The organism is Streptomyces sp. NPDC013187 (genome assembly GCF_042899705.1).
In the GTDB taxonomy this organism is placed as follows: domain Bacteria; phylum Actinomycetota; class Actinomycetes; order Streptomycetales; family Streptomycetaceae; genus Streptomyces; species Streptomyces hawaiiensis_A.
Genome location: NZ_JBIBAF010000004.1, coordinates 109,683 through 134,278, shown reverse-complemented (window position 1 = coordinate 134,278; position 24,596 = coordinate 109,683). Strand labels below are relative to the sequence as shown.

The window sequence follows — 24,596 nt, the reverse complement described above, 5'->3', positions numbered from 1 at the left end:
CCCCTCATGCCGCTTCCGTCGCGGCGGTGCGCAGCCGGTCCAGGTCCGCGGCCAGCCGTCCCCTGACCCGCGTGATCAGGGCGGCCAGGTCCGCACAGTAGACACTGGGGTTGGCGAACCCGGTGGCCGCACGGTAGCGGTGGGCGTAGTGACCGCCTCCGCACACCCGCCGCAGCCGGCAGTCACGGCACTGCGTGGACAAGCCGTCGAGGCCCCACTGCCGGGCCGCGACGCCCGGATGCCGCAGCAGCGCGTCGAGGGAGTCGCGCCGTACGTGCAGGCCCGTCCGGGCGGCGCCGTGGTAGGCGGTGCGCAGCGTGTCGTCCTGGGCGAGCGAACCGTCCGTCTCCACGACCGCGTACCGCACCGGGGCCACGCCCAGCGCCTCCGTCTCCGGGGATCCGCCGAGCAGCAGCGCCATCATGTCCTCGAGCAGCCGCACCCGGGTCTCCCGCCGCCCGGCCCCGTACCACCGCTCGAACACCCGCCACAGCCAGTCCGCGTACGGCGTGCCCGGGCGCAGCCCGGGTGGGGGAGTGTGCCAATTGCCCTGCGGCAGCAGGAAGTCCACGGCGGGCGGGCGGTACGTCAGCAGGTGCTCGTAGCAGCGCACCGGATCGTTGCGGAGGTCGATGGTGCACAACAGGCCCGCGAACAGCCCGCGATGGGGCCCGTCGGCCAGTCGGCGCACCGCGTCGGCGACCCGGGCGTGGCTGCCGCGCCCGTCGGCGCCACGGCGGTGCCGGTCGTGCGCCGCCCGGTCCCCGTCGAGGCTGACCGAGACGCGGATGCCGTGCTCGGCACACAGGTCGAGCCAGCGCTCGGTCAGCCGCACACCGTTGGTCTGCAGCGCGAGGTGCAGTCGTACGCCGGGACCGGCCGCGGCACGCAGGACCGAGGCGGCGCGCCCGAGAGCGGCCTCACCCGCCAGCAGCGGCTCACCCCCGTGCAGCACCACACCGGCCTCGCGCAACCCGTGCGCCGCGAGATGCTCGGCGATGCGCCCGGCCGTACGGTCCACCGTGTCCGGCGTCATGGTGCGTGGCTGCTCGCGCCAACTACGGTCCCTCGCGCGGTACATGTAGCAGTACTGGCAGGCCAGGTCGCAGCGGCTGTGCACCTTCAGGACGAAGGAGTGGAACGGCGCGGGCACCCAGCCGGCCGCTTCCCTGGCCACGACGTCGGCCGCGACCGGCCACGGCGGCTCCGCATGGCGCAGCCGATTCATACGCACCCCCCGGTTCGCATGCCGACCGGCCCGTGCCCGCCCGGCCGGCCCACGCCATTGGGCCCAGTATTCGGGGCCGGTGACAGACCGTCAACATCGAGAATTGTCGCCCGGGGCCGCCACCGCCCGAAAGTCGCCGTTTTCCCGCGTCGCCCCGTGGGGACGTCAACACTGGACACCGAGTCCCGGGACACGCATGCGCCGGGCGTGGAGAGCCGCCACGACGGCGGTCCGTCGGGCACCGCGGAGGATGGGCCATGGCAGAGCTCGAGGAAGCGGGTGCCGAGCGCGACGAGGGCGCACTGGAGTCCGTCGTGCTGGACCTCACCGGCGTGCCGCTCGACGACCTCGCCGCGCTGCCGCCCTCCGCGCTGGGCGAGACTTTGCGCCGGCTGCGCACCGGCGGCGACCCGGACGAGCCCTTCGTCACCGGCCACAACGAGAGCCAATGACCGGCCCCCCACGCCGACGCGGCCCGCACGCGAAACCGTCTGATCAGGGGCAACCCGTCCTATACTGACCGTCCCTGACTGTCGTGCCCCACCGTCCAGCACCTGCCGTCCGAAGCGGAGTGGCCATGCCCGACATCCACGCAGCCGACCGCTCGGGACGGTTCGCCCTCTTCTGCTCCACCGCTGAGAACCTCGGCGTCAGCACGACGGTGCGCAACGTCGCGGACCTGCTGGCCGCCGGCAACCGCAGCGTCCTGATCGTGGACGGCCGGGCGACCGGCACACCGGGCGGTGCCCCGCTGCCCGACCCCGAACCCGGGCGCATCCACTCCGCCGCCCGCCCGGACGCCGCGTCCCTCCTCGCCCTCACCTCGGACCCCCGGGCCCTCGCCTACGACCACGTCCTCGTCGAAGCCCCGCTGCCCGACGCGATCGGCGCACCGGCCGAGGGCAGACTCGGCCTCCTGGCCGACTCCCTCGTGCTCTGCTTCGCCATGACCGCCTGGTCCATCGACGGCGCCGCCGCCCTGGCCGAGCAGATGAGCGGCGGCCGGTCCGACCGGCCCGTGCGGCTGCTCGCCCTGGGCCTGAAGAGCAACGTCGAGTCGCACGACCGGCTGCGCGGCGCGCGTGAACGGGTACGCCGCAAGTTCGGCCCCCTCTCGCGGGCCTCCCGCACCTCCGAGGTCGCCTTCCTGGAGATCCCGTACCACCCGCTCTACCTCGACACCCGGCAACTGGCCGTCGAGAGCGAGCCGGAGGGCTCCGTGACCGGGCTGCGCCCCTACTACGAGCGGCTCGCCGACTGGCTCCGCAACCGGCGCCCGCTGCCGCTGAGCCGGGTCACCCTCGTCCACTCCCAGCGCCACGCGCCCTGGGCGGCCTGGCTGGAGGACCAGTTCCGGCGCGGCGGCATCCGCACCGAACTGCGCGCCCTGGACGCCTACGCCGGTGACCGGCCGGCCCCCGGCACCGCACTGCTCTTCCTCTCCCCGGCGGACATGGACCACGCCGCCCTCGCCCAGCTCGCCGCCCTGTCCCACCCCGACGTCCGGATCGTCCTGGCCGACGAGCCCTTCCCCGACCCGGGCGCCGCCCACCACGAGCGCATCGACCTGCGCGGCACCGACGAGGACGAGGCCGTGCGGCGGCTGTACGCCGGGCTGGGCCTCGGCGCGCCGCCCCCGACCGACGGCACGCCCGGCGCCCGCTTCCCCCGGCTGCCCGCCGTCACCAACGTCGCCCCCCGCTACAGCGGCTTCGTCGGCCGGGACGACGTCCTCGGCGGCCTGCTGGAGGAACTGCACGCGGCGGGCCGGGACCACACCCCGCTGGTCGTGCACGCCGCGAGCGGCTGGGGCAAGAGCGAGATCGTCCGGGAACTGTGCCACCGCTTCGGCTCCGCCTACGACGTCGTGTGGTGGGTGCGCTCCTGGGAGATCCCACGCGCCCGCCGCGGCCTGACCCGGCTCGCCGGCCGGCTCGACCTGGTCACGACCGGCGACGGCGCCTCCCCGGCCCTGTTCGAGCACCTCTCCCGCACCGACACACAGAGCTGGCTGCTCGTCTACGACGGGGCCGACTCACCCGACGGACTGCAGGAGTTGCTCCCCACCCCGCACTCCCGCGGGCACGTGCTGATCACCAGCCGCAGCGCCCCGGCCTCGCCCGGCATGGCGGCCTTCTCCCTGCCGCCCATGTCACCGGCCGAATGCCGGGCCGTCCTCGGCGAACGGCTCGCCGAGATCGACGAGGACCAGGCCCAGCGGGTCGGCCAGGTCCTGGGCTTCGTCCCGCTCGCCCTGCGCATCGCCGCCCTCTGCCTCGCCGAACGCGCCGCGGCCCACCGGCGCGACGACAGCATGGGCGACCAGGCCGCGGCCAGGGCAGCCGTCGCGTACCTCCTCGCCGAGTACCGCACCGCCCAGCAGGCACTGCTCGAACAGGAGGGCACCGCCCCGCCGGTGCCGGTCATGGTGCGGGTCGCGCGGCAGACCGTGCTGCACACCCCGGGCGCCGCCGCCTGGCGCGCCGAGAGCCGCACGAGCGACGCCCTGGGCTGGCTGCTGAACGCCGCCTCCCTGCTCACCGGCCGGGGCATGGGCCTGGAGCTGCTGCGCTCGCGGCGCATCCTCTCCGAACTCGCCCGCGACGACAGCGCGGACGGTGCGCCGGTCCGCCGCATCCCCGCGGACGCGCGGATGCCCGACGAACACATGGTCAGCGTCGCCCTGTGGGCCCTGTCCCGGGTCGGGCTCCTGGAGGTCGACTTCGACCGGCCCGACCAGCCCCTCGGCCAGCACCACGCCGTACGGGACGCCCTGCGCGCCGGCATGGAACCGGCCGAGCGCGCCCACATCGAGCAGGTGCTGCGCGGCACCCTCGCCGAGTACACCCCGGACGAGAACCGCGGCCTGAGCGCCGACTGGGCCCGCGAGGTGTACTCCCTGCGCCTGTGGGAGGACCACCGCCCCCGTGTCCGGCGCTCCCTGCTGCGCCACCTCAACGCCCTCAGCCAACGCGGCGAGACCGCCGACCTCGCCCGCCTGCTCGACATCTCCGAGCGCGCGCAGGCCTCCTGGGCCCCGGCGGACGACGACGACCCGTCACCGGAGTACCTGCGCCTGCTCAACCTCACCGCCCGCGCCCACCGCCTCACCGGCGCCTACGAACCGGCCCGCCGGCTGTCCGAGCAGGCCCTGCGCGGCCACCGCCGGCTGCTCGGCCCGCTGCACCCGAGAACGCTCCTGTCCGCCGACTCCTACGGCGCCAACCTGCGCTCCCTCGGCAGGTTCTCCGACGCGCTGTTCCAGGCCCGGCCGGTCCTGGAAGGCCTGACGCTGCTGCTCGGGCCGCAGCACGCCGCGACCGTGCAGGCCGAGCACAACCTGGCCTTCACGGAGGCCCTGAGCGGACGGGCCCCCGACGCCCTGGCCCGGCTCCTCGCACGGTTCCGCTACCGCCAGTCCGTCGGCGGCGAGGACGACCCGGCCGTCTGGCGGTCCGCCGACCTGCTCGCCTGGGTCTACCGGACCCTGGGCCGCGACGCCGAGTCCCAGGACCTCCTGCGGCAGTGGCTGCACCGGCACGGCGACATCGGCACCGGCACCCGGCTGAACATCGAACTCGGCCTGGCCGTCAGCGAACGGCGCATCACCTACAACTCCGCCCGACCCCACGAGCGGGTCTACGGCTACGAGAAGGCCCTCGAACGGGACCGGCGGGTGCTCGCCGAGTCCACCGGCCGGTTCGGCGCCGGCCATCTGGACACCCTGCGCTGCCGCTTCAGCCTAGCCGCCGACCTGCACGCACTCGGCAAGCACGACGAGGCCGAACACGAGGCCCGCCTGTGCGGCCGGGCCCTGGAGAGCACTCTCGGCGCCTGGCACCCTTACGCCGCCCTTGCCGGGGTCCGGCACGCGGTGTACCTGCGGGCCTCCGGTGCCGTCGACGACGCGGAGACCATCGGCCGGGCCGCGCTGAACCTCCTGGCCGACCGGCTCGGCGACAGCCACGCCTGGGTGTCCGCCGCGGAGAACTCCCTCGCGGCCACCCTCGCGGCGGCCGGGCGGCCCGGGGAGGCGACCCGGCTCGTCGAGAGCGCCCTGCGCCGTTTGCGGGACCTGGACATGGGGCATCGCCCCGACGGGCGGCGCGTGGGGGCGCACCACGCCTGGCTCACCTCCCGGGCCACCGGTTCCACCGCACCGGCCCGGGACTTCGACATCGATCTGGAACTGCCCGGCATCTAGGAGGCTTCTGATGGATCTCCGCGGCGTCACGACGCCCGGCAGGAGCCCCAAGACCCGGCGCCCTCGCCCGGGCGGTTCCCCGACGGAAGGTGAGCGCAGGTGGCGTCAGCTCCGCACCCGGAGACCGAGCTCTTCACGGAGTCCCACTGGTCCCCGGAGGGCCACGGCCGAATAACAGCGCTGTGCCAAGGGGCCTTCGCGGGTGTCCCCGCCCTCAGGTCGGTGTCCCACTACAGCAACGGAATCATCGACTTCGTGGTCCGCCGGGGTGACTGCCCGCCGCTGAGCAGCCTGGTCACCGTGGGCGGCGAGGACATCGCCAACGAGGCGCTGCCCGGCAGCCGGCTGCTGCTGTGCACCCAGGACCTGGGCGCGCTGATGCGGCCGCTGGGCACGGGTGAGCTGATGCGCGTCGTGGTGGCCAACGCGCACGGCGGACTGTGGGGCGGCCGCGTCAAGGCGGGGGAATACGTGTCCGCGCACACCGACACGCCCGGCGGGATGCCCGCCGTCGACGAGGCCATGAACACCCTCGTCTCCGCCATCCGCACTCAGGTGCACCACCTGCCCGACGAGCTGCCCGGCGGCCTCACGGACACTATGGAACCCCTGCCGGAGGACAAGGGACGGCTGCGGATCGACTTCGGAACGGCGGCGGCCGAGCACGACGGCCCCTCCGAGATGCGGCTGCGCGCCCTGTGGGGCGCCCACGTCAACACCCTGGACCTGCAGTACGCCGCCTACTACCGGGACTGGAAACTCGTCTGCGCGGGCGACGTCTTCGAGAGCCCCGAGCTCGGCCCGCGCTTCCTGGAGACCAGCGTGCGCTCCCGCCGCACCTCCTACCGCGACCTCGCCCAGAGCCTGCGCGGCCATCTCGCCCGGCTGACCGACGCGTTGCGGCTGGTGGTGCCGCCCCCCGCCGACCGCCTCGTCCTGGACGTCCAGGAAGGCGCCGTGTACGTGATCTGGCTGTCGCCGCGGGACTACGTCCTCGGGGTGACGCTGGACCAGCGGCAGGTCACCCACGCCGAGAGCCGGCTGCGCCGACTCGCGGACGCCGTGGGCGGGGTCATGCGGACCGCACGGCACTGACCAGGGCGCCCCACACCTCGTCGGCGAGGGCCTCCACCGCCCGCGCGACGGTCGGCCGGTGCACCGGGCCCGCCCCGCCGAGGGCCTGCACGGGCAGCACCTCCACCGCCGTCTCGTACTCCCGGCAGACCTCGCGCAGCCGCGCCCACTGCTCCTCACTCGGCTCGCCGGCCGACACGGCACGGAACCAGGTGTCGGCCCCCGTACGGAACGTCTCCGTCAACTGCCGCACCAACGTGGCGCAGCCCAGCGCCGCCAGATCGGACGGCCCCGCCCGCAGGGCCGGACCACCGGCCGCGGCACCGCCCGACGGGCGCCCGGCCAGCCGCTCCACGGACGCGTCCAGCAGCGCGAACACCTCCTCGAACCGCCCCTCGACGGGCTCCGGCAGCGCCGAACGCGCCGGACCGGGCGCCGCCGCGACCAGATCGCGCCGGGCCAGATCGCCCACCGTCCGCCGCAGCTGCCCCAGTTGGGCACCGTGCTCGCCGAGGGCACTGCGCAACTCTGTGGTCAGCTCGGCGAGATCGGCCTCCCGGCGCAACTGAGTGAGACGGGCACGCAGCCGGTCCAGGGCCTGGTTCACGGCCTGCGCGAAGTCGCCCGGACGGTACACCAGGGGCTGTGAGCCCAGCGAGCGCGCCAGCCGGTCCCGCATGGTCCGCGACACCAGGCCGTTCACCACGAGCAGCACCTCGGCCTGCGCCGGGTGCAGGGCGCCGCGCAGGGCCCGGACCCGCGTGGTGATGCGTTCCTCGTCGTCGGCGACGAGCACCGACGGGGTGACCACGATCGCGATGTAGGCGTTCGGGACCGGCTCCAGCCAGTACGCCACCGCCAACGGCCCGTCGGCGTCGGAGCCCCGCGCCGGGACCGGGTCGTGCGACGCGATGCGCCACTGGCCCTGTGCCAGCGCGTCGTGGACCGTGGACACCACCTGGTCCTCGGAGACGTTGCCGTGCAGCTCACGCACGGCCCGCAGCACGGTCGCGGCACTCACCTCCCGGACCGCGCCACCGCCGTCCTCGCTCAACTGCCAGGCGTGGTGGCAGGTCTTGAGGATCTCCCGGGGCACCCCGCCGGTGAGCTCCTGGAGGATCCCGACCGACTCGGAGCCGAACGGCGCGGGCCACCGCGAGATCGGGTCCGATCCCTCGGCCACCTCCGGCCGGGCACCCGAACCGACGTACTCGGCGACCAGCCGCCCGGTGAGCTCCGCGCCGAACCGCGTCGGCCACAGCTGCACCACCCGCTCGTGCAGACTCGGCCGGAACGCGTTGAGCCCGCGCGGCGAGGTGCAGAACACCAGCAGACCGCCCCGGCTCACATACACGTTGACCAGCCGCTCGAAGGCGTCCACGAACGTGCGCCGGGAATCCTCCGGCCAGTCCAGGACCTTCTCCAGCGAGTCGATCAGCAGGACGTACGGTTTGCCCACCCGGCCGTGCAGGAAGCCCTGGACGGCCAGCGCGTCGAAGACCGGGTCGATGCCCGAGACCGCGTCCTTGATGCCGCGTTCCCGCAACTGCTGCGCGGGCTCGTCGCCGCTCAGCCACGCCCACACCATCGACGTGAACCGGGGGTCCTGGAGCAGGGCGAGCGCGGTGGCGAACCGCCGGTGCTCCGTCACTTCGCCGAGGGTGACGCGCAGATCGGCGTGCATCACCTCGGGGTCGTAGCGCAGCGCGGAGACCACCTTGTCCGGGTCGAGGACCCGGTCGCGCAGCCCGGTGGCGATGTCGTCGAGGGCGATGTCGCCCAGCGGGATGTCGTCCGGCCGGCCCGGGCGCCGGTCGGAGCTCTGCTCGCCGACCCGCACCGCCGTCACATAGGCGTAGTAGTCACGGACGAGTTCCTCGAACGCGGCACGCCCCTCCGGGCTGTCCGCGGGGCCCCGCAGCCGGTCGCGGTACATCCGGCCGAAGTCCTGCGCCGGCTCGTCGACGATCCACAGGGCCGGGCCGTCCGGGCGGGCCAGCGCGTTGCAGACCTCCCGGGCCGCATGGGACTTGCCGAGACCGAACTCGCCCACCACGGCGATCGCCCGGCCGCGCCGCCCGCCCCGGGGCCGGTCCCGGAGGTAGTCGCGCACCAGGCCCTGCAGCTCTTCGAGGATCTGCGTCGGGACATGGGCGTTGCCCGAGTCCGCGGCCTCGACCGGGGCCTCGCCGAGGTCCGCCGACGGGCCGAGCCGCACGACCGGCACCAGGGGAAAGGGGTTGCTGTACCAGGTGTCTGCACTGCTTGCGGCCACGATGGCACTCCTTGCGGGTCCTGTGAGGGCGCGGTCGGGGGTGGGCGTCAGCCGCCGGGGCGGGGCGGGATCGGGTCACGGAGCAGGGAGGCACGGCTGGCCCGGCGCCGCTCCCAGTGGGGTCTGAGCGCGTCGGCGTCGAGCGGCCAGGGGTGTGGCGCGCTGCGCAGCGCGTCCGCCGCCGAGTGGAACACCGCCCGCAGTTCGCGTACGTCGGACGGTCTCCATTCGGAGTGTGCCGCCATCAGGGAGCTCCTGTCCGGCTCGACCAGGCCGTTCGGGCCGCCGTCCGACGCCCGGGCGCTGCGGCTGAACCGCCAGATGTCCTCGGAGTCGAGCTCGCGCAGCGCGAGATGGGTGACCGCTGCCGATCCACTGAGGGCGGCGGCCACTTCCCTCCCCGTCTCCGCCGAACCGTGACTCACTTCGACGAACAGTACGATTCTGGGCGGCGCGGCGCTCAGGCAGGTCTGCAGGAACTTGGTCCGTAGTTCGGCGTCGTTCCACCGTATGTGCGGGATCACGGCGAAGAGCAGCGCGTTGTGCTGAGTCAGCAGGTCCTTCATGTCCTCGTAGGCCTGGAACGGATCCTGCTCCGCGACGATCGACCGGACGCGGGCTTCGGGGAAGTCGTGGCGCAACAGCCCCTTCGCGATCTCCCTGCGTATGCGGATGTTGATCAGTTCGATCGGCGCGAACGACCCGTCCGGTCCGACGCTGATGCGGCGGCCGTCGTTCACCAGGCCCGCGGTCGGCACGAACACGGTGCGCAGGTCGCTCACCCCGGCCGCCGCCTCCGCCACCCGTTGTTGCGCCTCGTGGATGCACCGGTGGATGAGGCTGGTCTTGCCCATGCCGGGGGGCCCGCTGACGAGCACCACACGGCCGTCCCCCGAGTCCACGTGGTCGAGGAGGTCGTGGAGGTCGTGCCAGCCCGCGACGAAGCGCTTCAGCTCCTCGCCCGAGTGATCCACATTCACCCACTGGTGAAGGTGGTCCGGCTCCTTCCACGGCACGAGGGGATGGTCGGCGCTGAGCGCCGCGCGGTCCTTGCCCCCGTGGCCACCGTAGTGGGTGCCGTTCGATCCGTACGGTTTGCGCACTCCGTAGGGGTTGGCCCAGTCGGAGCCGGTAATCATGCGTGAGGTCCTCCGGCGCTGGTGGGACGGTCGCTGCCGCGTGCTCCGGGCAGCCACCACAGGGGCGCCGGGCGCCGCAGATCCGTCAGCTCGCCCAACTTCCGGTCCAGCTCGGTGCGCACGGCGTCCGCCTCGCTCTTTCTCTGGCGCGGCAGCAGGAGTTGACCCTCCCGGCTGCTCGGCAGTCTGTCCGTCAGGGGAAGGGAATCGGCCAGCCGCCGGGCCGCCTCGCGGCGCGGGGCCGGGCCGGGCACCTGGGAGAGGAGACCGGAGAGCTCCTCCCGGGCCCGTAAGGCCTCGGCGTGGTCCGTCTCGGGATCCTGCTCGTACGCCGTGAGATACAGCCATGCGATCCTCCGGAATTCCCGCACGGCCGCCGCCAGTTGCCGGTCGCGCGTGCGCCGCTCGGCCGAGATCCGTTCCGTCATCTGTCCGACCAGCGTCAGGGCCGCGCCGGCCGCCAGCAGGTACACCCCGTCGAGGAAACCGCCCAGGCCGCCGGAGCCGCCCTTGTCCGCGGACGCCCCCGGCGGATCACCCGCCGCGGCCAGGACCGCGTCGCAGACCCGCTCGAAGTCGCCCTGGTGCTTGTCGGCCCAGTCGTCGAGCGACATCATGCCGCCCTCGGGGCCGGGCACCCGGACGCCGTCCACGCCACCGGCCGGTCCTGAGGGCCGCCGCACCACATCCAGTTGTAGCGCGGCGTCCCGCAGCTCGTCCCGGTGCTCGTCGGCCAGGCAGTACACCAGACGGACATCGCTCCTGCCGGTGTCGGCCGCGGCCTGCCCGGCGGTGGCGGACAGGAGCAGCACGGCGCAGAGAAGGAGGGGCGTCCAGCGTGGAGCGGCCTTCCGGCGCGGGGCGGGGGAGGGGTGCGGGCGGCCCTGGGGGGTGTGGCCGCGGAGCGGGCGCAGAACGCCGTGGCGCCTCAGGAAGCCGTAGAGTTCCGGGAAGCCGTAGCGGATCGGGAAGCCGGAGCGGCCAGGGAAGGGGCGGAGGGGGCGCAGGACGCCGTAGCGGCTCGGGACGCCGCGGAGGCGTCCGCCGCGGCGGGGACGTCCCCTGCCGCTCACTGCCCGCTCACTCATCCGGCCTCCCCCGTTCCCCCGGCCGCGACCCGTTCGGGACGCCGCACACCCTTCGGCTATGCGGAGGACCGCAGTCCGTCGGCCGTGGCCGGTGCCCCGCCCGGCGTGCCGTCGCCGGGCGCCGGATGCCGGGGGAGACGCTTCTGCCCGGCCGCGGGTTGCCGGCTCTTCCCGGCCCGATGACGCGACCAGCAACCGAACGCGATCTGCGCCCCGTAGTGCAGCAGATTCACCGTCACCACGGCCGGGGCGACGATGCCCACCGTCTTGGGGAAGTCGCGTTCCAGGGTGAGGGCGAGCAGCACGGCCGTCAGCCCGTTCTGCTGGCCGATTCCCAGCAGGACCCGGTCCCTTCCGGACAGACCGCGGACGAAGAGCGGCATCAGCAGCGCGGCCACCACCGCCTGCGCCAGGAATGCCGAACCCCCCAGCAGCAGCCCCGGCTTGATCGACACCCCTTGGGCGACGAACAGGCCCAGCAGGACGGTGGCGAGCAGGAAGGCACTGGTCACCGCCCGCGCGAGAGGGCGGGCGAACGCCGGCGTCCGCAGAAACAGCCCGGCCACCGCCACGGCCAGCATGAGCATGTTCGCGGCGGCGAGCACCAGCATGACCACGACGAGGAGGACGGCGGGCGGAGTCGCCGGGCGCCGGGGGCGCGCGAGCTGCTGCTCGGCCTCCCGGGCCGGCCATACCCTGCCGCCCGCCCACCACGCCAGCAGGGCACCGCCCAGCAACAGCGCGTTCAGCGTCAGCCCGAGGGCGTAACCCTGGGCCCCGCCGCCCACCACCGAGGGGGCGCCCGTGTGCCCGGCGGCCGTGTAGGCGTACCCGGCGACGTACAGCGTCAGCAGCACCGTCATCGGGTCGTCGAAGGAGGCCCACGCCGTGAGCAGGGAGCGGGCGCGCTGCGACATGTGCCCGTCCTTGCTGAGCGCGGTCACCGACAGCGGGTCGATCTGCGCGACGACGATGCCCAGGACCAGGTACTCGGGGCGGTCGAAGGCCCAGACCATCACGCCCGAGATCATCGCCGCCTTGAGGACGACCCCCAGCGTGACGGCCGCCACCACACCCCGCAGATCACGACGCAGATCCCCGAGATCGATGCCGTACGTGCTGCCGTACAGTCCCACGGCCAGCAGCAGCCCGGTGGCGACGACGTACCCGGTGGTGCCGACGAGGCGTGTCGGGTCCGCCGCCAGACCGATGGACGTCCCCAGGATCAGCGCGCCCAGCGCTCCGAGCAGAACGGCCGGAACCGCCGGCAGCTTCCGCCGCCGGCCACGCTCGCGTCGGGACCTCTCCACGTGCTCCCCCCATCCCCCGGTGTCACGCCGCGAGCGTAGTCGGGCCGTAGGCACCTCGTGCGCATATCGATACGGACGTGCAACCGCGAGAGCAATCAAGCGTAGATGTGAGCACTCGGACGGCGTAACACCATTGCCGGCCGTTCCTCTGCACGATGCCCGGTGACGACCGCCGCTGAACGCTCTTCACCCCTGGGGTGGATCCACGGCGCTTCGGCCGGTGCGCCCCGCGTCCGCCCCGCCGCCCTCGACGGGACCCGGAACGGCGTCACTTACATGGAATGTGCGCCCCTGGCTCCGGCCGGACATCGGCGTGAACGAGCGGATGGCGGCGCACGCGCTGGTCGTCCGCACCCGGCACGCACGAGCCGGTGGCCCCGCGGCACATGGCGTGGTCGAGGACGTCACCCACCCCCATGGGCGACGTCCTCGACCGCTCCCCCGGTGCCGGACTGTGGCTCAGCTGTCCGCGCGGCGGATCCGTGCCGTCACCAGCACATCACCGCCGTCCCGCCGCGACCCCGGGCGGAGTGGAGGCGTACGCGGACGACATGGCGGCGGCCCTTGACGAGCCGGGCGCCGAGCGTGGCGTTGTGCGGCGTTCCCCCGTCGGCCTGTCCGGCGAGGTAGCGGGGTTCCCCGTCGCGCCCTTCGAAGACCACGACGACGGCGTCGCAGTCGCCGAAGGTGCCCAGCGTGCAGGTGAGGGTCTCCGGCGGGTCGATCACGAAGTCCGCCTGCTCGCCTGGGCCGGCCCCGGTACGAAGACGGGTGACGGCGCCTGAGCCGGCGAGCAGTAGCGTGCGGTCATGGGCCACAGCCTGCCCCGCGGCCCCTCCCCGGCGCCTGAGTCGGGGGCTACTCAAGTCGCCCTGTATCAAAGGTGAGTAGCCGCGCTCATGTCTGTGTGATGACTTACGAGAGGGACGCGACGACGCTGGAGCTGCCCTGGCCTTTCACCGGGCGTGAGGACGAACTGGAGCTGGTCCGCCGGTCCCTGACCGGCGCCCGACGCGGCATGGTGGTGAGCGGCCCGGCGGGCGTCGGCAAGACCCGCCTTGCCCATGAGGCGATCCGCGGCACCGACTGCGCCCGGGCGGCCGGTACGCCCGAGGGCCGGACCATCCCCTTCGCGGCGTTCGCCCACCTGCTGCCCGACTCGGTCACGCTGCACCGCGCGGTCAAGGTGCTCTCCGGTGTCCGCACACTGCTCGTGGACGACGCACACCTTCTCGACGACGCCTCCGCCGCCCTGGTCCATCAGCTCGCCGTGCACGGGCGCACCCGGCTGCTGGTCGTCGCCACGGACGGCTCCCCGGTACCCGGCGCGATCTCCCGGCTGTGGACCGGGGAACTCCTGCCGCGCCTCGTGCTGGAGCCGCTGCCGGAGGAGGAGACCGCCGCCCTGGTCACGGCCGGTGCCGGTCCTCTCGACGCGCTCACCGCGAACCGGCTGCGCCGCCTGTGCCGGGGTGACCTGCGGCTGCTGCGTGACCTGCTGGGGTCGGTGCGCGGGCTGCTGACGCCCCTCCCGGACACCGGCGAACGGGCGTGGCGGGGTCCGGTTCCGCTGATCCCGGCCGTCCGCGAACGCACCGCCCCCGTCCTCGGCCGGACCAGCCTTCTCGAACGCGAGACCCTGGACCGTCTCGCCTTCGCCGAGCCCTTGCCGTCCGGCGTGGACGAGCTGGAGGAGCTGGACCTCGGGGCCCTCGAAGTGCTGGAGTCCGACGGCCTGATCGAGGTCGACGACCGAGGTGCCGTCCGTCTCGCCCACCCCCTGTACGGGCCGGTGCTCCGGGCCGCGGCGGGCCGGCTGCGGGCACGCCGGCTGGCCCCGGCACCGGACGCGTATGCCGCCGCCCTAGACGCCGAGTCGGCCGCCCTGGCCCACCGGATCGAGCAGGCCGACGTACGGGCGACGGCCACCCCGGTGGGGGAGTGGCTGGTCGCCGAGGGCGGCCGGCTGCCGGGCGGGTACGCCGCGGTGCGTGCCCGGTTCGCACGCCTGCGCGGGGAGGTGAGGGAGGCGGCGGCCTGGGCCCGGGAAGGCCTGCGAGGTCATCCGGGAGACGCGTCCTGCCGGACGGAACTCGACCGAGCCGAGGCGACGATGGACAGCTCCGTCGGCCCGGACCTGGACCCACAGGCCCTCACCGACCCCTACGACGCCGTCCGCCTCGGCGCCCCGGGGGAGGTCATCGACCGGCTCGGCGGCGTTTTCGCCCGGCACGCCGACGCGCTCACCCGCGCCGACGGCCCGGACCTGGACGAGGTGGCCGCGGAACTGGAGCGGCGAGGCTTCCTGCTGTTCGCCGCCGAGGCGTACGCCCAGGCCGTACGCGCCCACCGCGATCCGGGCGCCGCCCGCCACTCCCGCACCCGGGCCGTCGCGCTGGCCCGGCGCTGCCAGGGCGCCCGCACCCCCGCACTGTCCGGGCTGGTCCTCGGCGAACTCACCGCCCGGCAGCGGCAGATCGTCGCCCTCGCCGCGGCCGGTCTGACCAACCGGCAGATCGCCGAACGCCTCACCCTGTCCGTCCGCACCGTCGGCAACCACCTGTACAGCGCCTACGCCCGGCTCGGCGCGAGCGACCGCGGCGACCTGCCGTGTCCGGCCCGGACGCCGGAGGCCCAACCGGCTTAGGGCCGCAGCAGGCACCAAGACCGGCGGCCTGACCCGAACAGGGGACGGGCCAGGCCGCCTCGGAGAGCGGGACCGGGTCAGGCCGCCCGGGCGGTGGACCGTGCCAGGCCGCCCGGGCGGTGGACCGTGCCAGGCTGCCCGGGCGGTGGACCGGGTCGGCCCGCCCGGAACGGTGGACCGGGTCAGGCTGCCCGGGCGGTGGACCGGGTCGGCCCGCCCGGAACGGTGGACCGGGTCAGGCCGCCCCGAACGCCGAGAACGCCCACCCCGTGGCCTGGTGCAGCGCGTCACCCGGCAGGGCGGCCCGGGCGTCGCGCAGCGCCTCCGCCAGGGACAGGCCGTCGTCGAGGCCCTTGTGCAGCGCGAGCATCAGCGGCACCACCGCGGCGTCGTTCACGGGCGCGCTGCACGCCACCACCCCGGCCGTGCCGAGCGGCAGCAATGCCGTGACCAGGCCCAGCAGTTCGTCTGCGCCGACCGAGGCGAGGCGCGCGGTGTCGCAGCAGGACAGGATGATCCGGTAGGGGCTGCGGTCCAGCCGCTCGAAGTCGTGCACGACGATCGGCCCGTCGGCCATCCGCAGGGACGAGAACAGCGGACTGTCCGCACGGAACGTGCCGTGCGCCGCGATGTGCGCCAGCGCCGCCCCGTCCAGCTCCTCCAGCACCCGCGGCACCCGCGCCCGGTCCTCCTCCAGGACCGTCGCGCAGCCGTACCGGCCGGCCAGCTCGGGCACCTCCGCACCGCCCGTGGCCAGGCCCGGGCCGCGCACCAGCACATGACGGCCGTCCGGCGGCGGCGCGGTCCCCCGGGCCCGCAGCCAACTGCCCGCCGACGGCGACACACTGAGCACCCGCTCCCGCAGCGACGGCAGCAGCGCCCACGGCACCCGGTGCAGCCGCCCCGGCGGCACGATCACCACCGGGCCGCCGCCCAGCTGTGCCACGGCCGGACCCAGCAGCAGTTCCTCCAGCCGTCGGCCCGCCGCCTCCACCACGGGGAGCCGGGCCTCCGCCCCGGGGTGGGCCAGCCGCCGCAGCCCGGCCTGCACATGCTCGGCCTCGGTCTCCGCCTCGGTGAGCAGACCGGCCCCGAACCGGCGCACCCGCCCGCGTCCGCACAGCAGCACCTGCACCCGCCCGTCGAGCACGGCGAGTTCCACCATCAGGGCCTCGTCACCCAGCTCCTCCAGCAGCCGGCCGACGTCGAACCGGTCCCCGCCGCCGGGGGCCTCGCCCCGCATGTGCAGGGTCCGGGAGCGGATCCGCCGCTCCAGGCGACGTTGTTCGCGCTCCAGCGCCACGACGGGCCGGCCCTCCATCCGGGCGGCCTCCGCACGCGAGGCGATCTCGCGGAAGGCGGTCATGCCGCTGAGCAGCTCCGGGTCCGCGGGCGGCCTGGTCGGCGGGGTGGACAGCACGGTGGCCCGCCAGCGCTCGCTCCACAGCAGCAGCCGCCTTGGCCCGCCGGAGACCAGACTCGCCCGCTGCGCCAACGCCGCCAGTTCCGCGCCCTGTTCGGTGGCCCGGGCCCGCAGCTCCGAGGCGCCCAGCGTCATCCGGTGGTCGTCGAGCACGTCCAGGCCCCGACGGCAGGCCTGCAGCACGCCCCGGGCCGACCCGGCGGCCTGCGCCCGCAGCGCCTGCGCCGCCCAGCCCGTCATCCGCGCCAGCGGCGGACCGCCGCGGCGGCTGCGCGCGGCCACGGCCAAGTGCCGCTCCGCGTCCCCGGTCCAGCCCAGGTCCAGCGCGATCCGGCCTGCGAGCAGCGAGGCCTCCGGCGCGGCCGGGGCGCCGAAGGACGCCAGCGTCCCGGCCACCGCGGCGGCGTCGGCGACCAGCCGCCCGGAGCCGCGCCCGGCCGCGTACCTGGCCTCGATCAGCACCAGCCGGGCGTGCGCCTCCCACCAGGAGCGCCGCTGCCCGGCGAACAGCCGCACCGCGAGGGCGGCACGGGCGATCGCCGTGTGCTGATCGCCCGCCGACCGGGCGGCTCGCGCGGCGGCCAGCAGCAGCTCCGCCTTGCGGGTGGACTGCCCGCCGATCCCGTCCAGCCTCCCGGTCGCCGCGTCCGCCTCGGCCAGTGCCTCCGGTGCGAGACCTGCCGCCATCAGCACCTCGCAGCGCCGGATGTTCAGCATGAACGTCGGCGTGCCCAGCCGCGCGTAGCGCTCCTCAGCCTCGTCCAGCAGCCGCAGCGCCGCCGGCACGTCCCCCGACCGGAACGCGGCCAGGCCCCGGCTCTCCACCGCGTCCGCCTTGTCGTGCTCCTGGCCGGTGGTGTCCCACAGCGCCTCGGCCGCGGTGAAGTCCGCCTCGGCCCGCTCCACCGACCCCAGCGCCAGATGCACGGTGGCCCGCAGGGTCAGCGCCCGTGCCGTCCAGATCACGTCGTCCGCCTGCCGCAGCACGGGCACCGCCCGGCGCACGTCCTCCAGCGCCTCACGATGGTGACCGAGCACCCACCACACGTACGCCCGCCGGTACAGCACCCGCGCCCTGGTGTGCCCGCCGCCCCGCGCCACACCCCGCTCGAACGCCGCCAGGCCGTCCCGGGTGCGGCCCGCGTGCACCAGCGCCACGCCCAGCGTGGCCAGCACGTCCGCCTCCCGGTCGGCCGAGTCGGCGCGCGCCGCGCACGCCCGGGCCCGCCGCAGATGGTGCAGCGCGAGCCGCAGGTCGCCGAAGTCCCGCTGCCAGATGCCGATCACCTGATGGGCCACGGAGGCGTCCAGCGGGGAGGTGTCTGCGTCGAGCAGGGCCCGGGCCCTCGCGAGAGCCTCGCCCGGGTCGGCGAACACCATCGGCAGCAGATCGGTCACCGCGTCGCTTCCCGCTGTCACTCCTCGGATGGTAGTGCTCCCGTACCGCCCCCCACAGGTGTGGTGCTGTATCAAGGAGCGGTCCGTCGGCTCCTGTTGACGACCGCTCAGCGGCACCGGCCGACGCCGCACCAACGGGAGGACCCGCCATGGCACCTCAGCGATTCCACGAGCAGTTCGACCATATCCAGCGCTCGATGCCGGACGTCCCCCTGGCGATGGGCCCGGACGACTCGGCGGAATTCATGTACGAGAAGGGCGTGGTCCTCGTCCGCGACGGCGAGGAGGCCCGGATCGTCGAGGACACGGTGCGGGCGCATTTCACGGCGGCACCCGACCTCGACCAGGAGCAGGTCCGCCGCGCGGGCCCGCGGACCAACCGCAGCGGCATCACCCGTATCCGCGTCGGCGACCCCGGCGAGGGCGGCCGGGACGCCGACCGCACCGTCGCCCACGCCCTGCGCTCGGTCCGGGAGCACGAGTCCCGCGCCGGGCACCGGATGGTCGCCCGCAACCACGTCGTGCACATCGCGGTCAACGCCTGCCCCGGCGACGAACCGGTCCCCGTGCCGCTCAGCGAGCCGCCCAACCCGGCCGCCGCCGGCACGCCCCACGACCCGGACACCGCCATCGGCGTCCTCGTCGTCGACACCGGCCTCATGCACGACTACCGTTCCTGCGGCCTGCTCGCCCACACCGGCGGCGACGCGCAGGTCCAGGAGTGCGACGACCAGGGCGTCCTCCAGCAGTACGTCGGCCACGGCACGTTCATCGCAGGGCTCGTCGCCGCCGTCGCGCCCAACACCGACATCACCGTGCGCGGCAGCCTCAACGACGCGGGCGCCGTCCTGGAGTCCGAGTTCGGCGAAAAGCTCTTCGAGGCCGTCGACGCGGGCGGCTGGCCCGACGTGCTCAGCCTCTCCGCCGGCACCTCCAACGGCCGCACCGACGGCCTGCTCGGCGTCGAGAACTTCATGCGCGAACTGCGCGAGCAGCGCACCCTGCTGGTCGCCGCCGCCGGCAACAACGGCAGCGCCGCGCCCTTCTGGCCCGCCGCCTACGCCGATCTGCCCGGCTGGGAGGACTCCGTGCTGTCGGTCGGCGCCCTGCGCAGCGACGGCGAGTCCGGTGCCTGCTTCACCAACCACGGGCCCTGGGTGAAGGTGTACGCCCCCGGAGAGCGCCTCACCAGCGCCCTCACCGGCTTCGACGCGCCCGTCCCGTACGTGTACCAGCACTCCACGTACGACGCCTGCCGCTACGGCTTCTCCTACGGCTGCACGTGCAGCCACCCCCGCCACAGCGGTGTGCTGAGCGAAGAGGGCGACGCCGCCAAGCCGGACCAGGTGATGTTCGAGGGGTACGCGCAGTGGAGCGGCACCTCCTTCGCCACCCCCGTGACCGCGGGTCTGGTGGCCGCGCACATGACGGCGCACAAGGAGACCGACCCACGCGCGGCCCGGCGGCAACTCCTGTCTGTGAACGTGGAGTTCGCTGAAGTGCGGGGCGCTCACGTCCCTGCGCTCCGTCCCCCCACCTGGCGTCCGGTCCCGGTCGTGCGCCTCGGCCCCGGGCTGTGACGGCCGGAGCCGCCCCCTCCACGGCGTACGATGACCTGCCGTACTCGAGGGGTGGGGCTGCCGTGGACCGTACTGATGTCGGCGCGCTCGTCCAGGCGGCCGCCGACGGCGACTCGGCGGCCTGGAAGGCGCTCGTGGAGGGGCTGAGCCCCCTGGTGTGGTCCGTCGTCCGGGCCCACCGGCTCTCCGACGCCGACGCCCACGAGGTGTACCAGACGGCCTGGTTCCGCTTCGCCCAGCATCTGGGGCGGATCCGTGAGCCCGGCAAGGCGGGCGCCTGGCTGGCGAGCACCGCGCGCCACGAGTGCCTCAAGGTCATTCGCAGTGCGCAGCGACTGACCTTGACGGACGATCCGCGGCTGCTGGACCGGGCCAGCGAGGACGGCACGCCGGAACAATCGCTGCTCGACTCCGAGGAGGCCGCCGCGCAGAGCGAACGCGTGCGGCGGCTGTGGCAGGAGTTCGAGGAACTGGGCGAGCGGTGCAGGCAGTTGCTGCGCGTGCTGATGGCCACGCCGCCGCCCAGCTACCACGACGTGTCCGCCGCGCTGGGGATCGCGGTGGGCAGCATCGGGCCGCTGCGCCAGCGCTGTCTGCGGCGTCTGCGGGCCCGGCTCGAGGCACGGGGGGCCATGTGAGCGACCTGAACGACGACGACCTCTTCGGCGAAGCCGACTTCGACGACCGGGAGTTCGACGACGAACTCCTGGAGGAGGAGCTGCGGCAGGCCGCCTCGGTCCTCGACCCGGTACCGGCGGAGCTCCAGCAGATCGCCCTCGACGCCTACGCGCTGCACGACCTGGAGGCGCGCGTGGCCGAGCTGACCTTCGACTCGCTCGTCGACGCCCTGCCGGTCCGGGGTATCGCCGACGTGCCCCGGATGCTGACCTTCCGGGCGGGTGAGGTGACCGTCGACGTCGAGGTGAGCGCACAGGGAATCATGGGGCAGGTGCTGCCGCCGCAGCCGGCCCGGATCGAGGTCCTCGGCGGGCCACGGCCCGGCTCCCCACTCACCTCCGACGACCTGGGCCGCTTCACCGCCGACGTGCCGCTGTCCGGCCCGTTCGCCCTGCGGCTGCGGACCGGCGGGGACGTGGTGGTGACGGAGTGGCTGCGGGCGTAGGGGGGCGTCCGCACGCCTTCGGCGGAGCCGCCACGCCGTGGGGACTATCCGGTCGGGTCACGCCCGGCTCGACCTGGGCTGGAGGTGGAGACCCGGAAGCCTTCGGGTGACCTGCCGTCCGTCAAGCACCCGACCGTAGGGTTGATCGACATGGGCAACCACATCACCCAGCGGCAGACCGGCCTGACCTCGATGGCGCGGAGCGATTCACAGTGGACATAGTGCCCGGTTACGTGTTCATCCTGCCTGCGGTGATCGTCGCGGGATGGATCCTGTCGTGGTGGGGAGCCCGGCGGGTCCGGTGGGGCCTGCTGTCCGCCGCGGCCGTCGTCTCCGTGTTCTGCGTCGTCATCGGCTGGCACGCGATGGGGCCGCCGGCGGACCCGCGGACCGTCGACTGCTCGTCCAGCTGGGCGTGCACGGACCCGGGTTCGCTCTACGTGGTCGGGGCCGGGCTGCTCGGTTTCGCATGCTGCCTCGTGCTGTTGCTCCTCACGCTCGTGGGGGAGGCGCTTCTGATCCGCAGGGGACGCCGCTCCGGACCCGTTCAGCCGGACACGGCGTCGACGAGGCCGGCCAGCGCGGCGGCGAGTCGCCGCACACCGGGTCCGGGGCGACCGCCCGGCTCGGTCATGTAGGTGTCCCGGCGAATCTCCACCATGAGCGCGCTCACCTCGGACCGCTTCCCGTAGAACTCCAACGGGACGTAGGTCCCACCGAACGGCGTGTCGACTTCCGTCTCCCCGAACGCCTCCCGGGCCGCGGCGAGCAGCGCTGGAGGCGTGTGGAAGGGGTCGGTACCGAGGCAGACCGGCGGGCGCGGCCCCTCCCCGTGCAGTTCGTACGGCAGCCTCCGGCTCGGGTAGGAGTGCACGTCGATGATCACGGCCCGTCCGGTGGCCTCCAGCCGGTCCGCCACGGCCCGTGTCATCGCCCGCGCGTACGGCTCGAAGTACTGCTCGACGAGGGGCGTGGTATCGACGCCGTCGGGCCGTAGCACCCCGCCGTGCGTGGTCCGCGTGTAGACCGCTCCCATCCCGACGGCCAGCATCTCCTCCCGCTCGTCCGGAAACCGCTCCGGATCGACGACCAGCCGCGACAGCCGGTTGACGAACCGCCACGGTGTGACGCCGGCCGGACCGGCCGCCGCCTCGGCGATCTCCGCCGTGTGCGCGTCCGTGATGTGGTCCAGCTCCCGCGCCAGCTCCTCGTCGTCCAGCACGATGCCCGCCCGTACGCCGTCCGGTATCTCCCGCGCGGAGTGCGGAACATGGAGGATCACAGGCGACCGCCGGTCGCCGGGCAGCAGCTCGAAGGAGGGCGGGACGTCGGTCACGAAGGCTCCGGGGTGTTGTGGGTTGGTGGATGACGTGCAGGTTCCTTGAGGGCCCTGGAGAGCGTTGAAGGTGCTCGTAAGCAGGTCAGCGGTGTGCGTGGCCCCCCGTTTCGTGATCTCGGGAAATGTGCGGGTAACTCGGAGAAGCCAGCTGAGACTGCAGTATCTCTTCGCTTGTGTCGGATTCCGAAGGTCGCACCCTCACTCTCGTGCTGCTGCCCGTGCCGCGGAGGAAGGCTCAGGTCCGATCGAGACCGGTTTGGCGGATGTCGTCACCCTCCAACGGCGCCGCCAGGCCCGCATGGGGTGTGATCGCCGGAACGATCGGCAGCCTCAGCGCGGGTATCAGCAAACCCATGCGGCGCAAGCTGCACGAGATGCCGCGCCTCGTGACCGATCCGCAGTCCCACCGGCGCTGACGTCCGAGCCCAACCGGAACCACTCCTTCGGGCAGTCCCTGCGCCTGGGCGCGCTTCATCACCAACGTCCCTTCACAGCAAGGACGTTGTCCCAGCGGGGGTTTCGTGTTCCACTGATCTCCCTCCGTAACATCGATCACCCGCTCCGGGGCGGGAGAGTCTCCATGGGGGATTCGTGGGTGAGGATCTGGGGTTCGAGAGACTTCTCGAGGAGGAAGGTTTCTTCGCGCGCCTGCTCGGGCGGTCGCCGTCGGGCGGTGGCAGCAAGCTGTTGTACGGCCCCGACCTTCCCGTTGTGCTGCTCACCGGCGGCCCGGGGATGGGCAAGGGGCGGCTGCTGCGGTTGGTGCGCGACCGCTTCGCCTCCAAAGTGCCGGTGATCTATCTGGACTGCGCGTCACGGACGTACGAGGACGACGCGGGGCCGGAACCGGGCGCCCGCTCGGACCTCACCGAGGCCCTGGTCGACGTCGCCGGGCGGCTGCGCGCGTGGCAGGGAACGGGCGGCCCGTTCGTCTTCCCACGGTTCTTCGCAGGCCTCACGATGATCGCGACCGGCGCCGCGGATCGCAGCCCCGAAGCGGTCAGGACGGAAGTCGAACGCTACGAGAACCTGCCCCAGCAGCAGGGCCTGCGCGGACTGGGAACCGGTGGATTCTGGCGGAACGTGCTCACCGGAGTCATCCGCAACCTGCTCAACACCCTCGCCGGACAGTTGCTCGGCGCATACGGCGCCTCGGTGGCCGGCGCCCTGCTGGAGGCCCTCTTCGCGAACGCGGCACCCAAGGGCAGGAGGGAGCTGACGCGGATCTACGGCGCCTATCCCACCGCGGGCCACCAGCCGGAGCACGGGCTGCTCGATCTCGCCACGGACTTCAAGGCCGGCGGCGAGGCACGGGAGGTGGCGGAGCGCTTCCTCTTCCGGGCGCTGCGTGAGGACATCGAGGCGGCCTACGAGGGCACGGTCGGCTGGCTGAGCCGCGTCGGCCGCCCGGCGCTGCTCCTGGACCACGCCGACTCACCGCTGGGACAGCGGCTGTTGCGGGCCGTGCTCACCGACCGGCGCGACGGACAGCGCGACCGCGTGGTGATCGTGGGCACGGCACGCCAGGAGGACGGCGGCGCCTTCCTTTACGGAGGGCTGTCGCCCGAGGACGCGGGGTATCCGGCGGAGTACCGGCCCGCCGACGGAATACCGGCCACATGGTCCCGGAACACGGGCCCGCAGCCGGACGGGGCGCCGTTGTCCGACGGGGTGCTCCTGCTGCGGATGCCCTTTCTCACCGGTGACCAGCTCCGCGACGAGACCCTGCGAAGACAGCGGCGCACGGAGCCGGAGAGCGGTGCGAACCGCCGCCGTGTCGTCGCCGCCGTGGCACGGCTGAGCGGCGGGCGTCCGCACACGGTGATCCGGCTGGCCGCAGCGGCCGCCACCTTCCGGATGCCGGCGGACGCCAACGACCGGGACCTCCTCGACGCCCCACTGCGCCACCCGGACGGCGCCGCCGAACGGCCGGTGACAGACGTACTGCTGGAGGAGCTGATCCTGGACCAGCTGCCGGTAGGGCTGCCGGACGAGCACCGCGACCAGTGGCTCGATCTTCTCACCCATCTGTCGGTGGCCCACGACACGGAATGCGCAGACGTCCTACTGGTCCACCATCAGGCACACCGTGTCTCCGTCCTGACCGCACATCAGATTGCCAAGCTGCTCACCGAAACCGGGTGGCCCGGCTGTGAAAGGCACTTCATCGGGGACTTCGGGCTGCGTCAGCTGCTCGTGCACCGGCTCTACGGGCTGTGCCCCGACGGCGCCGCCTGGCACGCCGACCACCATCTGCTGCGCGACCACTACGCCCTGCGCGCGGCGGACGACGGGGCGCCGGGCGGCGAGGCGTTCCGCTCCCTCACAGCGCACCGGATGAACCACCACTTGGTCTCGGGCGGCGCGGACGACGTGGTCCGCCACCTCGCCGCCACGCTGCCCGGCCGCCCCCGGGAGTGGTGCGCGGAGCTGCTGGAGATCGCGCAGGCTCCGTATCCGGGCGGCGCGGACGCCCGCCGTGTGCGCGCCCAGGGTCTGGTGTCCATGGAGGGACCCGCGCTGCGCCGCACCGTCGACCAGCTGCTGCACGCGGTGTGGCTGTGCGAGGAGCGGACCAGGCCCACCGGGAGCGAGATGGCCCGCACGCTGGCCGGCCTGCTGGAGCGCCTGTCGATCATGGAGTTCGACGGCGCCGGGGATCTCGGCCCGACGGCCGGCGAGTGGAGCGGCCTGGCGGCGAACCAGCGGCCGCTGCTTCGCTGTTCCTGCACCGATCAGCTCGGGCGACGGAGGTAACGGGGATGCCC

General features: G+C 73.8%; 16 protein-coding genes and 1 pseudogene. 9 read left to right on the top strand and 8 right to left on the bottom strand.

Annotated elements, in window-relative coordinates; translation table 11 throughout:
• Positions 1–4: 4 nt before the first annotated feature.
• Positions 5–1,228 (bottom strand): FxsB family cyclophane-forming radical SAM/SPASM peptide maturase, encoded by a 1,224-nt coding sequence (locus ACFY5B_RS09125; RefSeq protein ID WP_389966768.1) that lies wholly within the window; start codon positions 1,226–1,228, stop codon positions 5–7.
• Between the two features lie 257 nt (positions 1,229–1,485).
• Between ACFY5B_RS09125 and fxsA the strand changes: the two genes are divergently transcribed.
• The 3 genes from fxsA to ACFY5B_RS09110 all read left to right on the top strand — a co-directional run bounded on the left by fxsA (position 1,486) and on the right by ACFY5B_RS09110 (position 6,527).
• Positions 1,486–1,680, top strand: coding sequence for an FxSxx-COOH cyclophane-containing RiPP peptide (fxsA, locus tag ACFY5B_RS09120; RefSeq protein ID WP_104780466.1), 195 nt, complete (start codon positions 1,486–1,488; stop codon positions 1,678–1,680).
• Positions 1,681–1,805: 125 nt separating this feature from the next.
• Positions 1,806–5,432 carry an FxSxx-COOH system tetratricopeptide repeat protein gene (gene fxsT, locus ACFY5B_RS09115; RefSeq protein ID WP_389966765.1) on the top strand — a complete coding sequence of 1,209 codons (3,627 nt, stop codon included), beginning with the start codon at positions 1,806–1,808 and terminating at the stop codon, positions 5,430–5,432.
• Between the two features lie 222 nt (positions 5,433–5,654).
• Positions 5,655–6,527: a hypothetical protein gene (locus tag ACFY5B_RS09110; protein WP_389966762.1), complete on the top strand. Its 873-nt coding sequence runs from the start codon at positions 5,655–5,657 to the stop codon at positions 6,525–6,527.
• Here ACFY5B_RS09110 and ACFY5B_RS09105 read toward each other — a convergent pair.
• From ACFY5B_RS09105 to ACFY5B_RS09085, 5 genes and pseudogenes are all read right to left on the bottom strand, one after another.
• The gene (locus ACFY5B_RS09105; RefSeq protein WP_389966759.1) at positions 6,505–8,781 is read right to left on the bottom strand and encodes a hypothetical protein; all 2,277 of its coding nucleotides are present in this window, start codon (positions 8,779–8,781) and stop codon (positions 6,505–6,507) included. The two genes, ACFY5B_RS09110 and ACFY5B_RS09105, sit on opposite strands and share 23 nt — an antisense overlap.
• Before the next feature lie 47 nt (positions 8,782–8,828).
• Positions 8,829–9,920: an ATP-binding protein gene (locus ACFY5B_RS09100; RefSeq protein WP_389966756.1), complete on the bottom strand. Its 1,092-nt coding sequence runs from the start codon at positions 9,918–9,920 to the stop codon at positions 8,829–8,831.
• Positions 9,917–11,008: a hypothetical protein gene (locus ACFY5B_RS09095; RefSeq protein ID WP_389966753.1), complete on the bottom strand. Its 1,092-nt coding sequence runs from the start codon at positions 11,006–11,008 to the stop codon at positions 9,917–9,919. Before ACFY5B_RS09095 ends, ACFY5B_RS09100 begins: the two co-directional genes overlap by 4 nt.
• A gap of 56 nt (positions 11,009–11,064) precedes the next feature.
• A complete protein-coding gene (locus ACFY5B_RS09090) occupies positions 11,065–12,318 on the bottom strand; it encodes a hypothetical protein (RefSeq protein ID WP_389966750.1) in 1,254 nt (417 codons plus the stop codon).
• A gap of 488 nt (positions 12,319–12,806) precedes the next feature.
• Positions 12,807–13,076, bottom strand: a pseudogene (locus ACFY5B_RS09085) (hypothetical protein); the annotation flags it as partial.
• A gap of 152 nt (positions 13,077–13,228) precedes the next feature.
• Here ACFY5B_RS09085 and ACFY5B_RS09080 point away from each other — a divergent pair.
• Entirely contained in the window at positions 13,229–14,965 is a 1,737-nt protein-coding gene (locus ACFY5B_RS09080) for a LuxR C-terminal-related transcriptional regulator (protein ID WP_389966747.1), read from the top strand.
• Between the two features lie 235 nt (positions 14,966–15,200).
• On the opposite strand, the gene ACFY5B_RS09075 is transcribed toward ACFY5B_RS09080, so the two are convergent.
• Positions 15,201–17,768 (bottom strand): CHAT domain-containing protein, encoded by a 2,568-nt coding sequence (locus ACFY5B_RS09075; RefSeq protein ID WP_389967702.1) that lies wholly within the window; start codon positions 17,766–17,768, stop codon positions 15,201–15,203.
• Positions 17,769–17,935: 167 nt separating this feature from the next.
• Here ACFY5B_RS09075 and ACFY5B_RS09070 point away from each other — a divergent pair, with 167 nt between their 5' ends.
• The 3 genes from ACFY5B_RS09070 (at position 17,936) to ACFY5B_RS09060 (ending at position 20,489) form a co-directional block, all read left to right on the top strand.
• Positions 17,936–19,366 carry a S8/S53 family peptidase gene (locus ACFY5B_RS09070; RefSeq protein WP_389966744.1) on the top strand — a complete coding sequence of 477 codons (1,431 nt, stop codon included), beginning with the start codon at positions 17,936–17,938 and terminating at the stop codon, positions 19,364–19,366.
• Positions 19,367–19,428: 62 nt separating this feature from the next.
• Positions 19,429–20,004 carry an RNA polymerase sigma factor gene (locus tag ACFY5B_RS09065; protein WP_389966741.1) on the top strand — a complete coding sequence of 192 codons (576 nt, stop codon included), beginning with the start codon at positions 19,429–19,431 and terminating at the stop codon, positions 20,002–20,004.
• The gene (locus tag ACFY5B_RS09060) at positions 20,001–20,489 is read left to right on the top strand and encodes a hypothetical protein (RefSeq protein WP_389966738.1); all 489 of its coding nucleotides are present in this window, start codon (positions 20,001–20,003) and stop codon (positions 20,487–20,489) included. The genes ACFY5B_RS09065 and ACFY5B_RS09060 overlap by 4 nt, the downstream gene beginning before the upstream one ends.
• Positions 20,490–21,036: 547 nt before the next feature.
• Here ACFY5B_RS09060 and ACFY5B_RS09055 read toward each other — a convergent pair.
• Positions 21,037–21,825, bottom strand: a complete 789-nt coding sequence (locus ACFY5B_RS09055; protein ID WP_389966735.1) for an N-formylglutamate amidohydrolase — start codon at positions 21,823–21,825, stop codon at positions 21,037–21,039.
• A gap of 209 nt (positions 21,826–22,034) precedes the next feature.
• Here ACFY5B_RS09055 and ACFY5B_RS09050 point away from each other — a divergent pair, with 209 nt between their 5' ends.
• Together ACFY5B_RS09050 and ACFY5B_RS09045 are read left to right on the top strand one after the other, a co-directional pair.
• Positions 22,035–22,244, top strand: a complete 210-nt coding sequence (locus ACFY5B_RS09050) for a hypothetical protein (RefSeq protein WP_389966732.1) — start codon at positions 22,035–22,037, stop codon at positions 22,242–22,244.
• A 175-nt stretch (positions 22,245–22,419) separates the two neighbouring features.
• Positions 22,420–24,585 carry a hypothetical protein gene (locus tag ACFY5B_RS09045; RefSeq protein ID WP_389966729.1) on the top strand — a complete coding sequence of 722 codons (2,166 nt, stop codon included), beginning with the start codon at positions 22,420–22,422 and terminating at the stop codon, positions 24,583–24,585.
• Positions 24,586–24,596: the final 11 nt, after the last annotated feature.